Source organism: Myxococcus sp. CA023 (genome assembly GCF_010998615.1).
Lineage (GTDB): Bacteria > Myxococcota > Myxococcia > Myxococcales > Myxococcaceae > Myxococcus.
Window position 1 is genome coordinate 1 of the sequence record NZ_JAAEAH010000065.1, and the last position, 13,030, is coordinate 13,030.

The 13,030-nt window shown below is 64.7% G+C and carries 24 protein-coding genes and 1 pseudogene; all 25 read left to right on the forward strand.

Annotation, left to right across the window (positions count from 1 at the left end):
* Window positions 1-167: pseudogene (gene tuf, locus F8M74_RS26205) on the forward strand (elongation factor Tu); the annotation flags it as partial.
* Window positions 168-368: 201 nt separating this feature from the next.
* Window positions 369-677, forward strand: a complete 309-nt coding sequence (gene rpsJ / locus F8M74_RS26210) for a 30S ribosomal protein S10 (protein WP_002633608.1) — start codon at window positions 369-371, stop codon at window positions 675-677.
* 53 nt (window positions 678-730) lie between these two features.
* Window positions 731-1,354, forward strand: coding sequence for a 50S ribosomal protein L4 (gene rplD / locus F8M74_RS26215; protein WP_002633607.1), 624 nt, complete (start codon window positions 731-733; stop codon window positions 1,352-1,354).
* Window positions 1,351-1,644, forward strand: coding sequence for a 50S ribosomal protein L23 (locus F8M74_RS26220; RefSeq protein ID WP_002633606.1), 294 nt, complete (start codon window positions 1,351-1,353; stop codon window positions 1,642-1,644). The genes rplD and F8M74_RS26220 overlap by 4 nt, the downstream gene beginning before the upstream one ends.
* Window positions 1,645-1,678: 34 nt before the next feature.
* Window positions 1,679-2,524, forward strand: a complete 846-nt coding sequence (gene rplB / locus F8M74_RS26225) for a 50S ribosomal protein L2 (RefSeq protein WP_002633605.1) — start codon at window positions 1,679-1,681, stop codon at window positions 2,522-2,524.
* A gap of 9 nt (window positions 2,525-2,533) precedes the next feature.
* Window positions 2,534-2,821 carry a 30S ribosomal protein S19 gene (gene rpsS, locus F8M74_RS26230; RefSeq protein WP_002633604.1) on the forward strand — a complete coding sequence of 96 codons (288 nt, stop codon included), beginning with the start codon at window positions 2,534-2,536 and terminating at the stop codon, window positions 2,819-2,821.
* A 35-nt stretch (window positions 2,822-2,856) separates the two neighbouring features.
* Entirely contained in the window at window positions 2,857-3,201 is a 345-nt protein-coding gene (rplV, locus tag F8M74_RS26235) for a 50S ribosomal protein L22 (protein WP_002633603.1), read from the forward strand.
* A 41-nt stretch (window positions 3,202-3,242) separates the two neighbouring features.
* The gene (gene rpsC, locus F8M74_RS26240; RefSeq protein ID WP_002633602.1) at window positions 3,243-3,905 is read left to right on the forward strand and encodes a 30S ribosomal protein S3; all 663 of its coding nucleotides are present in this window, start codon (window positions 3,243-3,245) and stop codon (window positions 3,903-3,905) included.
* Window positions 3,906-3,971: 66 nt separating this feature from the next.
* Window positions 3,972-4,391, forward strand: coding sequence for a 50S ribosomal protein L16 (gene rplP, locus F8M74_RS26245; RefSeq protein WP_002633601.1), 420 nt, complete (start codon window positions 3,972-3,974; stop codon window positions 4,389-4,391).
* 45 nt (window positions 4,392-4,436) lie between these two features.
* Window positions 4,437-4,643, forward strand: coding sequence for a 50S ribosomal protein L29 (rpmC, locus tag F8M74_RS26250; RefSeq protein WP_171410299.1), 207 nt, complete (start codon window positions 4,437-4,439; stop codon window positions 4,641-4,643).
* Window positions 4,644-4,733: 90 nt separating this feature from the next.
* Complete coding sequence (gene rpsQ / locus F8M74_RS26255) at window positions 4,734-5,060, forward strand: 30S ribosomal protein S17 (protein WP_011553345.1); 327 nt, start codon at window positions 4,734-4,736, stop codon at window positions 5,058-5,060.
* Between the two features lie 67 nt (window positions 5,061-5,127).
* Window positions 5,128-5,496: a 50S ribosomal protein L14 gene (gene rplN, locus F8M74_RS26260; protein ID WP_002633598.1), complete on the forward strand. Its 369-nt coding sequence runs from the start codon at window positions 5,128-5,130 to the stop codon at window positions 5,494-5,496.
* 43 nt (window positions 5,497-5,539) lie between these two features.
* On the forward strand, window positions 5,540-5,875 hold the full coding sequence (gene rplX, locus F8M74_RS26265) for a 50S ribosomal protein L24 (protein WP_011553346.1): 336 nt from the start codon (window positions 5,540-5,542) through the stop codon (window positions 5,873-5,875).
* Window positions 5,876-6,056: 181 nt separating this feature from the next.
* On the forward strand, window positions 6,057-6,710 hold the full coding sequence (gene rplE, locus F8M74_RS26270) for a 50S ribosomal protein L5 (RefSeq protein WP_020478749.1): 654 nt from the start codon (window positions 6,057-6,059) through the stop codon (window positions 6,708-6,710).
* 27 nt (window positions 6,711-6,737) lie between these two features.
* On the forward strand, window positions 6,738-6,923 hold the full coding sequence (locus F8M74_RS26275; RefSeq protein WP_011553348.1) for a type Z 30S ribosomal protein S14: 186 nt from the start codon (window positions 6,738-6,740) through the stop codon (window positions 6,921-6,923).
* A gap of 162 nt (window positions 6,924-7,085) precedes the next feature.
* On the forward strand, window positions 7,086-7,502 hold the full coding sequence (gene rpsH / locus F8M74_RS26280; RefSeq protein ID WP_011553349.1) for a 30S ribosomal protein S8: 417 nt from the start codon (window positions 7,086-7,088) through the stop codon (window positions 7,500-7,502).
* Window positions 7,503-7,566: 64 nt separating this feature from the next.
* Complete coding sequence (gene rplF / locus F8M74_RS26285; protein WP_011553350.1) at window positions 7,567-8,133, forward strand: 50S ribosomal protein L6; 567 nt, start codon at window positions 7,567-7,569, stop codon at window positions 8,131-8,133.
* A 108-nt stretch (window positions 8,134-8,241) separates the two neighbouring features.
* On the forward strand, window positions 8,242-8,598 hold the full coding sequence (gene rplR / locus F8M74_RS26290; protein WP_026114014.1) for a 50S ribosomal protein L18: 357 nt from the start codon (window positions 8,242-8,244) through the stop codon (window positions 8,596-8,598).
* Between the two features lie 22 nt (window positions 8,599-8,620).
* Window positions 8,621-9,142 (forward strand): 30S ribosomal protein S5, encoded by a 522-nt coding sequence (gene rpsE, locus F8M74_RS26295; RefSeq protein WP_011553352.1) that lies wholly within the window; start codon window positions 8,621-8,623, stop codon window positions 9,140-9,142.
* 3 nt (window positions 9,143-9,145) lie between these two features.
* Window positions 9,146-9,415 carry a 50S ribosomal protein L30 gene (gene rpmD / locus F8M74_RS26300; RefSeq protein WP_141256627.1) on the forward strand — a complete coding sequence of 90 codons (270 nt, stop codon included), beginning with the start codon at window positions 9,146-9,148 and terminating at the stop codon, window positions 9,413-9,415.
* Window positions 9,416-9,435: 20 nt separating this feature from the next.
* Window positions 9,436-9,963, forward strand: coding sequence for a 50S ribosomal protein L15 (gene rplO / locus F8M74_RS26305; RefSeq protein WP_011553354.1), 528 nt, complete (start codon window positions 9,436-9,438; stop codon window positions 9,961-9,963).
* 134 nt (window positions 9,964-10,097) lie between these two features.
* Window positions 10,098-11,444, forward strand: coding sequence for a preprotein translocase subunit SecY (secY, locus tag F8M74_RS26310; RefSeq protein WP_141256628.1), 1,347 nt, complete (start codon window positions 10,098-10,100; stop codon window positions 11,442-11,444).
* 163 nt (window positions 11,445-11,607) lie between these two features.
* Window positions 11,608-12,255: an adenylate kinase gene (locus F8M74_RS26315; RefSeq protein ID WP_141256629.1), complete on the forward strand. Its 648-nt coding sequence runs from the start codon at window positions 11,608-11,610 to the stop codon at window positions 12,253-12,255.
* A gap of 357 nt (window positions 12,256-12,612) precedes the next feature.
* Window positions 12,613-12,831, forward strand: a complete 219-nt coding sequence (infA, locus tag F8M74_RS26320) for a translation initiation factor IF-1 (RefSeq protein WP_002614803.1) — start codon at window positions 12,613-12,615, stop codon at window positions 12,829-12,831.
* A 73-nt stretch (window positions 12,832-12,904) separates the two neighbouring features.
* Complete coding sequence (gene rpmJ, locus F8M74_RS26325) at window positions 12,905-13,021, forward strand: 50S ribosomal protein L36 (protein ID WP_043321360.1); 117 nt, start codon at window positions 12,905-12,907, stop codon at window positions 13,019-13,021.
* Window positions 13,022-13,030: the final 9 nt, after the last annotated feature.

The window sequence follows — 13,030 nt, forward strand, 5'->3', positions numbered from 1 at the left end:
GCTCGGTGAAGCTGCCGGAGAACGTCGAAATGGTGATGCCGGGCGACAACATCGCCATCGAGGTGGAGCTCATCACCCCCGTGGCCATGGAGAAGGAGCTGCGCTTCGCTGTTCGCGAGGGTGGCCGCACGGTGGGTGCCGGCGTCGTGGCGGAAATCATCGAGTAGCGCAAACCCCCAGTGGCTCCCTGCGTTCCCAATTCCGGGAAACTTCAGGGAGCCGTTGGGAATCCTGTTGCACACCCTGGGGCGGGATGGTACACACCGCGCCCCTTCGTTCTGAAGAAACGGCTCTGTGAAATCCAGGGGACGTCGGTCGTAACGCCCTCCCGCGGCAGAGGCAGAGTCCGTTCAAAGAGGTTCTTGCGAATGGCGACACAGAAGATCCGCATCCGGCTGAAGGCGTACGACTCGAAGCTCCTGGACCAGAGCGCGGGTGAGATCGTCGAGACGGCCAAGCGCACAGGCGCGAAGGTGGCCGGTCCGATCCCCCTTCCCACGCGCATCAACAAGTTCACGGTGCTGCGGTCTCCGCACGTGGACAAGAAGAGCCGTGAGCAGTTCGAGATCCGCACGCACAAGCGCCTGCTCGATATTCTCGAGCCCACGCAGCAGACGCTGGATGCGCTGATGAAGCTGGATCTGTCGGCTGGCGTTGACGTCGAGATCAAGTCCTAGGAAGCGGGTGGGCGTTCGAGTGGTTACACTCCGACCCCCGCGAGGAAAGTGCCATGGCGAAGTTTGACGTTGTCGACCTGGATTTGAAGAAGGTGTCGGAGATTGAGCTCTCCGACGATGTCTTCGGCACCGAGCCGAACGCCCACCTGTTTTACGAGGTGGCGAAGATGCAACAGATCAACCGGCGCCGCGGCACGGTCGGGGTGAAGAACACCTCGCTGGTCAGCGGCGGCGGCAAGAAGCCCTGGAAGCAGAAGGGCACCGGCCGCGCTCGTCAGGGCTCCATCCGCGCTTCCCACTGGGTGGGCGGCGGTAAGGCGATGGCTCCCAAGGCGCGCGACTACTTCTACCGCCCGCCCCGCAAGGTGCGCCGCGGCGCCCTGAAGTCCGCGCTGTCCCTGCGGGCCCAGGAGAAGACGCTCATCATCCTGGACGGTTTCTCCCTGGATGCTCCGAAGAGCAAGCAGGCCTTCGAGGTCCTCACCAAGCGTCTGAAGCTCCAGAACGCCCTGGTGATTGACGACAAGGGCAACACCAACCTGCACCGCAGCGTGCGTAACTTGGCGAAGTTCGACGTGCTGCCGCCCGAGGGCCTGAACCTCGAGGCCGTTCTCCGGCACTCGCACCTCGTCCTCACGTCCGCGGCCGCGAAGACCCTCGAGGGGGCGCTGTCATGAATCTGAACGACGTCATCAAGGGCCCGCTCATCACCGAGAAGCTGGACAAGGCCCGCGAGAAGTTCCGCCAGTACTCGTTCATCGTCGACCGCAAGGCGACGAAGCACGACGTGGCCCGCGCGGTGGAGACGCTCTTCAAGGTCACCGTCGAGGGCGTGAACACCAACATCGTCCGCGGCAAGATCAAGCGGGTGGGTCGTAGCATCGGCAAGCGGCCCAACTTCAAGAAGGCGGTTGTGACGCTGAAGCAGGGCGACTCGATCGAACTCTTCGAGGGAGGGGCGGCCTGACGCCACGGCGTCGAGCCAGCCTGAGGAACACACCATGGGCATCAAGAAGTACAAGCCGACTAGCGCCGCCCGCCGTCTGATGACGGTGTCCGACTTCGCGGACATCACCAAGGACTCGCCCGAGAAGAGCCTCACCGAGCCGCTCAAGCGCTCCGGTGGTCGCAACGTCCACGGGCACATCACCCGCCGGCACCAGGGTGGCGGCCACAAGCGCCGTTACCGCGTCATCGACTTCAAGCGCCGGGACAAGGATGGCGTCCCCGCGAAGGTCGTGGCCGTCGAGTACGACCCGAACCGCACCGCCAACATCGCGCTGCTGCACTACGCGGACGGCGACAAGCGTTACATCCTCGCTCCGGTGGGCCTGAGCGTGGGTGACACGGTGTTCGCTGGCGAGGGCTCTGACATCCGGCCTGGCAACAGCCTGCCGCTGCAGAACATCCCGGTGGGTACGGTCATCCACAACGTGGAGCTGAAGCCGGGCCGTGGCGCCCAGGTCATCCGCTCCGCCGGCACGTCCGGACAGCTGATGGCGAAGGAGGACCGTTACGCGCAGGTGCGTATGCCCTCCGGCACCGTCCGCAAGGTCCTCATCGAGTGCCGTGCCACCGTGGGCCAGGTGGGCAACATCGAGCACGAAATCATCCGTATCGGCAAGGCGGGTAAGAGCCGCTGGCTGGGCATTCGTCCCACCGTCCGCGGTCTGGCGATGAACCCGGTCGACCACCCGCACGGCGGTGGTGAAGGCAAGTCCGGTCAGGGTAACCCGCACCCTGTGTCCCCCTGGGGCAAGAAGACCAAGGGTCTCACCACGCGCACTAACAAGCGCACTGACAAGTTCATCGTGTCCGGCCGCCGCCAGGGCGCGCGCAGCCAGTAAGAGGATTCCATGGCTCGTTCGATCAAGAAGGGTCCGTTCGTCGACGACTTCCTCGTGAAGAAGATCGAGGACATGATCAAGACGAACAAGAAGGCCGTCGTAAAGACGTGGTCCCGCCGCTCCACGATTCTTCCGGAGTTCGTGGGTCACACCTTCGCGGTGCACAACGGGAAGAAGTTCATCCCGGTGTTCGTCACGGAGAACATGGTTGGCCACAAGCTCGGCGAGTTCGCCCCGACGCGTACGTTCGGCGGTCACTCGGCGGAGAAGAAGGTCGCCAAGGCCCCGGGCAAGTAGCCTGGCGCATTGCCTGAGAGCCTGAGGAGAAGACCATGGAGTCGACTGCACATCTGCGTTTCCTGCGCATGAGCCCCCGCAAGATTTCTACCGTTGCGGAGCTCATCCGGGGCAAGCCTGTTGAGGCGGCCCTCAACATCCTGAAGTTCACCAAGCGCGCCGCGGCCAAGCCGGTGGAGAAGCTCATCAAGAGCGCCGTGGCCAACGCGACTGACAAGTCCAAGGGCCAGGTCGACGTGGACACGCTCTACGTGAAGACCATCTCCGTGGACCAGGGTCCCACCCAGCGCCGGTTCATGCCGCGCGCCATGGGCCGGGCCACCCCCATCAAGAAGAAGACGGCCCACGTCCACGTGGTGCTCGCCGAGGCGAAGAAGTAGGACCCGTCGGGCCCTGCCCGGACGCTTCAAGGAGAATCACGTTGGGACAGAAAGTTCATCCGATCGGGTTCCGGCTTGGTGTCATCAAGACCTGGGACTCCAAGTGGTTCGAGCACAAGAACTACGCGCAGTGGCTCCACGAGGACATCCGCATCCGCGAGTTCGTGAAGAAGTCGCTGAACCACGCGGGCGTGTCGAAGGTGGAGATCGAGCGCGCGGCCAACAAGGTCAAGGTCAACGTTCACACTGCGCGGCCGGGCATCGTCATCGGCAAGCGCGGCGCGGGCATTGAGACGGTGAAGAAGGACCTCCAGCAGTTCACGAAGAACGAGGTCTTCCTCAACATCGTCGAGGTCCGCAAGGCTGAGACCGACGCGCAGCTGGTGGCGGAGAACATCGCCACGCAGCTCGAGCGCCGCATCGCGTTCCGCCGCGCCATGAAGAAGGCCCTGCAGACGGCGATGAAGTTCGGCGCCAAGGGCATCCGCGTGGCCTGCTCGGGCCGCCTCGGTGGCGCGGAGATGGCGCGCTACGAGTGGTACCGCGAGGGTCGCGTGCCCCTGCACACCCTGCGCGCGGACATTGACTACGGTTTCGCCGAGGCGAAGACGACCTACGGCAAGATCGGCTGCAAGGTCTGGGTCTGCAAGGGCGAGGTCCTCCCGGGCAAGGGTGGCCAGGCCCCCATGCCCTCCAACCGGTAATCAGCCCACCCGCGCCGGGCGCTCCCAAAAGGGGCGCCCGGGGCAGGGCGGCGAAGGACAGCGACGATGCTTCAGCCTGCTCGTACGAAGTACCGCAAGATGCACAAGGGCCGCATGCCTGGCAGTGCCCACCGGGGTAGCGACATGACCTACGGTGAGTACGGCCTGATGAGCCTCCAGCCGGGGTGGATCACCTCTCGGCAGATCGAGGCGGCTCGTATCGCGATGACGCGTCACGTGAAGCGTGGCGGCAAGATCTGGATCCGTATTTTCCCGGACAAGCCCATCACCAAGAAGCCCGCTGAGACCCGTATGGGTACCGGTAAGGGTGGCGTGGAGTACTACGTCGCGGTGGTGAAGCCCGGCCGCATCCTCTACGAGATGGAGGGTATGACGCCGGAAGTGGCCACCGGGGCGCTGAAGTTGGCGCAGGCGAAGCTGCCGGTGCTCACGAAGATCGTGAAGCGGGCGGACCTGAGCCTCTAAGGCACCGAGCGGCGGGAGCTGGTCCACAGGACGGCTTCCGCTCGCATGGAGAGTGAAATGGCGACTGCGAAGGAATTGAAGGAACTGTCGGCGGACGACCTGAAGCAGCGCGCGGCCGAGCTGCGCGCGACGCTGTTCCAGGACCAGCTGAAGCGGCGGACCGGTTCGCTGGATAACCCGGCCGAGCGCACCCAGCACCGACGGGACCTGGCGCGGGTTCTGACCGTGCTGACCCAGAAGACGAAGGCTTAAGGGCTGAACACCCACGACTCCAAGCGCGCTCAGCTGATAGAGGAGCGCGTGCGGCCATCCGGGCGCCAATGCCCGGGTGCATGAGAGACAGTGAGAGAGAAGATGGCTGAAGCGACCGAGACGCAGGCTTCCGAGACTTCCACCCGTGGCCGTCCCAAGACGCGCGTGGGGATTGTCACCTCCAACAAGATGCAGAAGACGGTGGTTGTCACCGTCCAGCGCCGGGCTCCGCACCCGAAGTACGGGAAGATCATGAGCCTGCGCGAGAAGTACAAGGCGCACGTGGAGGATCACGACTACCCCAAGAAGATCACCATCAACGAGGGTGATCGGGTCCGGATCGCCGAGACCAAGCCCGCTTCGAAGGACAAGCGTTGGCGCGTGGTCGAGGTGCTGGAGAAGAGCAAGAACGTCTAGCACGCATGTCCCTTCCGCGCGGCCGTGAGGCGGCGCGGGATGGTCACCGGCGACAGGAGATTCCCAGATGATTCAGATGACGAGCGTGCTCGACGTGGCGGACAACTCGGGCGCGAAGAAGGTGTTCTGCATCAAGGTGCTCGGCGGCTCGAAGCGCAAGTATGCGTCCATCGGCGACGTGATTGTCGTCTCGGTGCGCGAGGCGCTTCCCAACTCGAAGGTGAAGAAGGGTGACGTGGCCAAGGCCGTCATCGTTCGCACCAAGCGCGAGGTGGGTCGTCCGGACGGTAGCTACATCAAGTTCGACGGCAACTCCGCGGTCCTCATCAACAAGGACATGGAGCCCATTGGTACGCGTATCTTCGGGCCGGTGGCCCGTGAGCTCCGCGCCCGCAAGTTCATGAAGATCATCTCGCTGGCGCCCGAAGTCCTCTGAGAGGACGGCAGGCCGGACGGCGAGCAGCCAGAGAGAGGAAGCCATGCAGAAGCTGAAGGTTGGAGACACGATCCAGGTCATGGCCGGGGCCGAAGCCTCCGAGAAGAACCCGGCGACCAAGCGCGGCAAGGTGCTGAAGATCGATCGCGAGGCTGAGCGCGTGACGGTCGAGGGCCTGCGCCTGGTCAAGCGTCACATGAAGAAGACGCCCCAGAGCCCAGAAGGCGGCATCGTAGAGAAGCCGGGCACGATCGCGCTGGCGAACGTGCAGGTGGTTTGCGCCAAGTGCGACAAGCCGACCCGGGTGGGCATCCGTACTGAAGGTGAAGAGGGCAAGAAGAAGCGGTTCTGCAAGAACTGCGACGCCCTGATTGACTAGGTGTCCGCGTTGGTGCATGTATGCGCGCCCTTTGTCCACCCTGGTGGTGGCGAAGGGCGGGCGTGCAGGCATGGAGGGCCCGTGGAGCAACAGGGGCCCTCGCGGTGTTTCCAGGTTCCATACGAAGGACTGATCGGGCGTGCTGGGTCCACGACGGCGCCCCGAAGCAGAGGACAGGACGATGGCTGACGAGAAGAAGGCCGAGCAGAAGGAAAAGAAGGCGAAGCGGGGCAAGAAGGAAGAGGCCAAGAAGGTTGGCTTCGCCGCCAATATCGAGGAAGGCCTGGAGTCCAAGCCGGCCCGTCTGAAGGTGCGTTTCTTCAAGGAAGGTGTTCCGTCCCTCCTGAAGGAGCTGAGCCTGAAGAACCCGATGCAGGTTCCCCGGCTGGAGAAGATCGTCGTCAACATGGGTCTGGGCGAGGCGCTCGCCAACAACAAGATCCTGGAGTCGGCGGTGGAGCAGCTCGCGGCGATCACCGGTCAGAAGCCGATCGTCACGCGCGCCCGCAAGTCCATCGCGAACTTCAAGCTGCGCCAGGGGCAGGCCATCGGTGCCGCCGTCACGCTGCGCGGCGACCGCATGTACGAGTTCATGGACCGCCTTATCACCGTGGCGCTGCCGCGCGTGCGTGACTTCAAGGGCGTGTCCCCCAAGGCGTTCGACGGGAAGGGCAACTACACGCTCGGCGTGCGCGAGCAGATCATCTTCCCTGAGATCAACTACGACCAGATCGAGAAGGTGAAGGGGCTCAACATCAGCTTCGTCACCACTGCCGCCAACGACGAGCAGGGGCTGGCGCTGATGCGTCACTTCGGCATGCCGTTCCGTCAGTAAGCCCTCGAGTCAAGGACCCGACGAAACATGGCCAAGCTCTCCAAGATCGCCCAGGCAAAGCGCAAGCCGAAGTTCTCGGTGCGCCAGTACAACCGCTGCCCGCTGTGTGGCCGGCCGCGCGCGTTCCTGCGCAAGTTCAAGATGTGCCGTATCTGCCTCCGCAATCGCGCCCTCCGCGGCGAGGTTACCGGCGTTACCAAGTCGTCCTGGTAGCCGGAAGGGCAGGGTGCCTGGCGGGCCTCATCGGCCGGCCAGGCACATTGAAGTAGGAAGTTCGTAGTGGCGGTCAGCGCGAACCCCCGGGATGGGCCCGGCAGGCGTGGTGGCTGCGAACGCGGGGCGCCCGGTACGGGGCCTCGCTTGGGAAGGTACTCCATGCCGGTCAATGATCCCGTCGGCGACATGCTGACCCGCCTGCGCAACGCTTCGCGCGCGCGTCACGACAAGGTCGTCATCCCCCACTCGAAGCTCAAGCTCGAGATCATCAAGGTCCTCAAGGACGAGGGCTACATCGGCGAGTTCGTGGTGCACGAGCAGACCGTGCAGAACAAGCGCACGGTGTTCCCTGAGATCTCCGTGCAGCTGAAGTATGGTCCGGACCGTGCGCCTGCCATCACCGGTATCCGCCGCGTGTCGAAGCCGGGCCTGCGTCGCTATGCCGCCGCGCGTGAGATTCCGCAGGTGCTGGGTGGCCTGGGTATCTCCATCCTGTCCACCTCTCGCGGCATCATGGTGGATTCCGAGGCCCGCAAGCAGAAGGTCGGCGGCGAGCTGCTCTGCACCGTCTACTAGCCAGCCGCCAGGGTGCGGCGCCCCGTGAGGGAGCGCGCCCCAGGCACACAGGACCGAGGCAACCATGAGTCGGATTGGAAAACTGGCGATCAAGCTCGGCGACAAGACGAAGGCCGTCATCGCCGGCGAGCAGGTGAACTTCGAGGGCCCCAAGGGCAAGCTGTCGGTGAAGCTGCCTGGCAAGGTCAAGGTCGAGATCAAGGACGGCCAGATGACCGTGCAGCGTGAGGATGACTCGCGCGAGGCGCGCAGCCTGCACGGCCTGACCCGGACCATCCTCGCGAACGCCGCGAAGGGTGTGAGCACGGGCTTCGAGAAGAAGCTGGACATTCGCGGCGTTGGTTTCCGCGCCGAGGTGAAGGGCAAGGCCATTCACTTCTCGCTGGGTTTCTCGCACCCGGTGGTGTTCAACCTGCCCGAGGGCGTGACCGCCGAAGTCGACAAGGCGCCGCGCAACGAGGACAGCTTGCCTACCGTGGGCCTGACGCTCCGTTCTTCGGACAAGGAAGCGCTGGGCGCGACGGCGGTGAACATCCGCTCGCTGCGTCCCCCCGAGCCCTACAAGGGCAAGGGCATCAAGTACGCCGAGGAGCGCATCCGCCGCAAGGAGGGCAAGACCGGTACGACCTAGTCGTCCTGTCTTTCCTAAGTGTTCCAAACTCCACCGGGTCCTCGGGACCTGGTGGCATCATCCGGAGGCGGAAGGCCGCATCGCCTCCGGACGGAAAAGGAAGCAGCCATGCCTACGAAGATTGAAGCCCGTCTCAAGAGGAAGAACCGCATCCGCAAGAAGCTGTCGGGTACGACAGAGCGGCCGCGGCTCACCGTGTACAAGAGCCTCAAGCACATCTACGCGCAGGTGGTGGACGACACCACGGGCAAGACGCTCGCGTTTGCCTCGTCGCTGTCCAAGGACCTGAAGGGTCAGGACGAGGGCGACAAGAAGGCGGATGCGAAGCGTGTTGGTGCTCTGATTGCGCAGAAGTGCAAGGCCGCCAACGTCGAAGCGGTGGTGTTCGACCGCAACGGCTTCCCTTATCACGGGCGCATCGCCGCCGTGGCCGACGCCGCGCGCGAGGCCGGGCTGAAGTTCTAAGAATTCGAAAGGAATCCCCCAAGTGGCAACTCCGATCAATCCGAACGATCTGGACCTCACCGACCGCGTGGTGAATATCAACCGCGTGGCCAAGGTCGTGAAGGGCGGCCGCCGTTTCTCGTTCGCCGCCCTGGTGGTGGTGGGGGACGGCGCCGGACACGTGGGCGTCGGCCTGGGTAAGGCCAACGAAGTCCCCGAGGCCATCCGCAAGGGTGGTGAGAACGCGAAGAAGAACCTGTTCCGCGTCCCGCTCGTGGGTCACACCATTCCGCATGAGGTGCTCGGGCACTTCGGCGCTGGCTGGGTGCTGTTGAAGCCGGCCACCCAGGGTACGGGCGTCATCGCCGGCGGCGCGGTTCGCGCGGTGCTGGAGGCGGCGGGCATCCGGAATATCCTGACCAAGAGCCAGGGGTCGCGGAACCCGCACAACGTGCTGAAGGCCACTGTCGCTGGCCTGAAGCTGCTGCGCAGCGCGGAGCAGGTTTCGCGTCTCCGTGGCAAGGACGTCGAGCCGGCGAAGCTCGCCGGGGAGCAGAGGGGCTAGCCCATGGCGCTCAAGGTGAAGCTGGTGAAGAGCTTTGCGGGTGCGTCCAGCGACATGCTGGACACCATCCGTGGGCTGGGCCTGAAGAAGTTCGGTGACGAGCGGCTCCTCAAGGACACGCCTGCGGTTCGCGGGATGGCGTTCAAGGTGAAGCACCTGGTCACCCTGGAAACCGTTTCCGGCGACGCGCCGGCGCCCAAGCGCCGCAAGCCCGCCAAGATTGCCCTGCGGGAGCGGGCGATCGCGTATCAGGCCAAGCAGGACAAGGCCTGAGTCACGAGAGGATCGAGACGATGAGCACTCTGAACAAACTGCAGCGTCCGGCGCGCTCGTGGCACCGCAAGAAGCGCGTAGGCCGCGGCCAGGGTAGTGGTCTTGGCAAGACGGCCGGCCGCGGTGGTAAGGGCCAGAAGGCCCGTACCGGTAACATGCGGTTCGAAGGCTTCGAGGGTGGCCAGAGCCCCCTGCAGCGGCGCCTGCCGAAGTTTGGCTTCACGCCGCCGAACCGGACGGTCTACGCGGTCGTCAACCTGTCGGACCTCGAGCAGCACTTCGATGCCGGCGCCACGGCGGATGTGGAGACGTTGCGCAAGGTCGGCCTGGTCAAGGGCCGCTACCACGGCGTGAAGCTGCTGGCCCGCGGCGAGCTGACCAAGAAGGTCACCGTGGTCGTGCACAAGGCGTCTGAGGCGGCGAAGGCGGCCATCCAGAAGGCGGGCGGCGCGGTGGAAGAGATTCCGCTGGTGGCCCACAAGCCGGAGTCCGCGGCCAAGGCGCACGCTGGCAAGGGCGTCAAGGCTCCCCGGCAGCCCAAGGCCTGAGCGTGCCTGGCGCGCATCACTTGCTGGTGGTGCGCGCAGTTTCGCTTGTGTAGGCTTCTGCGCCCCTTTCCCACTCGTGGAACAGGGGCGTTTTGTCGTCCTGGCAGAACCCTCTCGAAGAGGATGGCTACCCCGTGGCTCTGAACGCCTTCGCCAACGTCTTCCGTATCGCTGAGCTGCGCAGTCGGCTCGCGTATACGCTCGCGCTGCTCGCCGTCTATCGCATCGGCATCTTCATCAACACGCCAGGCGTGGACCGTTCGGCGATGAACGCGTTCATGGACGCCCAGAAGCAGTCGGGCGGCCTCGTCTCGCTGTTCAACCTCTTCTCCGGCGGCGCGCTGGAGCAGATGTCCATCTTCGGATTGGGCATCATGCCGTACGTCAGCGCCTCCATCATCATGCAGCTGCTCGCCGTGGTCGTACCCAGCCTGGAGCGGCTGCAGAAGGAAGGCGCCGGCGGCCGGCAGAAGATCAACCAGTACACCCGCTACGGCACGATCGCGCTCTCCATCGTGCAGGGCATCGGCATCTCGCGGTGGCTGGCGTCGCTGGGCCGCTCGGACGGTGGCCAGAGCGGCTTCAACCAGGTGGTCGTCCCCGACGACAGCGTCTGGTTCACCTTCATGACGGTGGTCAGCCTCACGGCCGGCACGGCCTTCATCATGTGGCTGGGTGAGCGCATCACCGAGCGCGGCATCGGCAACGGCATCTCGCTCATCATCTTCGCCGGTATCGTGGCGGGCCTGCTCCCGGGCGCGAAGCAGTTGCTGGACCTGACCCGTCAGGACGTCATCTCGATGGCCGAGGTGCTCGCGCTGGTCGTCTTCATGCTCATCATCATCGCCGCGGTCGTCTACGTGGAGCGCGGCATGCGGCGCATCCCCATCCAGTACGCCAAGCGGATGGCGGGACGGCGGATGTTCGCCGGCCAGGCGACGTACTTCCCGATGAAGGTGAACACCTCGGGCGTGATTCCTCCCATCTTCGCGGGCGCTGTGCTGTCCTTCCCGGCCACGCTGGGAACCTGGTTCCCGTTCCTGCAGGGATTCCAGCGCGCCATCGAAGGCAACCTGTGGATCTACAACGGGTTGTTCGTCCTGATGGTCATCTTCTTCGCCTACTTCTATACGGCGCTGACGTTCCGGCCGGATGACGTGGCGGACAACATCAAGAAGCAGGGTGGCTACATCCCGGGCATCCGTCCGGGCCGTCAGACGGCGGAGTTCATCGAGCGCGTGCTCAACCGGCTCACGTTCGGTGGTGCCATCTACCTGTCGGTCGTCTGCGTGATTCCGTCGGTCATCAGCGGCTTGCTGGGGGTGCGGTTCACCTTCGGCGGCACGGCGCTGCTGATCGTCGTGGGCGTGGCGCTGGATACGGTGCAGCAGATCGAGGGCCACCTCATCAGTCGTAACTACGAGGGCTTCGCCGGCCCTCGCGGCCCGCGCATCCGGGGCCGGGTGCGCGTGGCGGCCTGAGCCTCCGCGCGGGCGTTCCGGGCGCCTCTCCCCGTCGCGGGGAGGGGCGCCTCGTCGTTCCCAGGCTAGGTGTTGTTCAAGGATATTCGCTGGTGCACACGGAGCGCGCTCGGGGGTTTGAGTCCTACGACTTCCGTGCCTTCCTTCGGAGCAAAGAGGACACATGAACCTGATCCTGTTGGGGCCGCCGAACGCGGGGAAGGGGACGCAGGCGAAGCGCCTGTTCGCCGACTTCCAGATCCCCCAGATCTCCACCGGGGACATCCTCCGCAAGGCAGTCGCGGAGGGCACGGAGCTGGGCAGGGTGGCCGGCCCGTTGATGGCCGCCGGGCAGTACGTCCCGGACGACGTCGTGATTGGCATCGTCGAGGAGCGCCTCAAGGAGGCGGACGTAGCCAAGGGCTTCGTCCTGGACGGCTTTCCGCGCACGCCGGGCCAGGCGGACGCGTTGGACAAGATGCTGAGTCGCCTGGGCAAGCAGCTGAGCGCCGTCATCTCGCTCGAGGTGCCGCACGCGAAGCTGGTGGAGCGCGGCTCCGGCCGGCGGGTCTGCCCGGTGGACGGCAGCGTCTACCACGTCTACCAGAGCCCCCCGAAGCGGGCGGGGTACTGTGACAAGTGCAATACCGGGCTTGTCCAGCGCCCGGATGATATGCCCGAGGTCATTGAGAAGCGCCTTCAGAAGTACGACTCGGAGACTGCGCCGCTGAAGGCCTTCTACGAAAAGAAGGGCCTGCTCAAGAGCGTGGACGGCGTGGGCACGCCCGAGGGCATCTACGAGGAGATCAAGGCCGCTGCGGGCAAGGCCTGATCCATCTGGCGGGTGGGGTGCCAGCCTGGCTGGTACCTCCTCGCCGGTTCGTCGCTTCAGCGACGGAGCTTGCTTTCCCTGGACGCGGGGAGCTCCGGCCTGGGGGGATCTGGACTCCCGGAAGGGACGGGCGCATTTTCACCCCGCCGGGAGAGCACACTCTCCAGGTGTGGACCTTGACGTGGGTCTCACAGAGTGAGTTGATTTTGCCACAACTGCGGGTGAAGTGGCCCGCTGTTATGTGGGGTTAGTAGGAATCCAAGTTTTGCAGTCGCGCGACGCTTGCCACTTGCGGACCAAAGTGCTATCCCGCCGCGCTTCCAAGAGGTTCGTGGTCCGGGGAAGAGAGTCTGACGCTTGCCGAAGGATGATTCCATCGAAGTCGAGGGGACCGTGATGGAGCCCCTCCCGAACGCGATGTTCCGCGTGGTGCTGGACAATGGCCACAAGGTGCTCGCGCACATCTCGGGCAAGATGAGGATGCACTTCATCCGCATCCTCCCGGGTGACAAGGTGAAGGTCGAACTGTCTCCGTACGACCTGACGCGCGGGCGGATCACGTACCGGGCGAAGTAGTAGGGTGTACCCGCCTGGGAATGGCGGGCCGCCCGTTGGGCTTTTCTTTAGCTGAGGAAGGAAGTTCGCTCCAATGAAGGTTCGGGCGTCCGTCAAGAAGATCTGCGACAAGTGCAAGGTTGTTCGCCGTAAGGGAATCGTGCGCATCATTTGCGCCTCCAACCCCCGGCACAAGCAGCGCCAGGGCTAACGGCCAAGC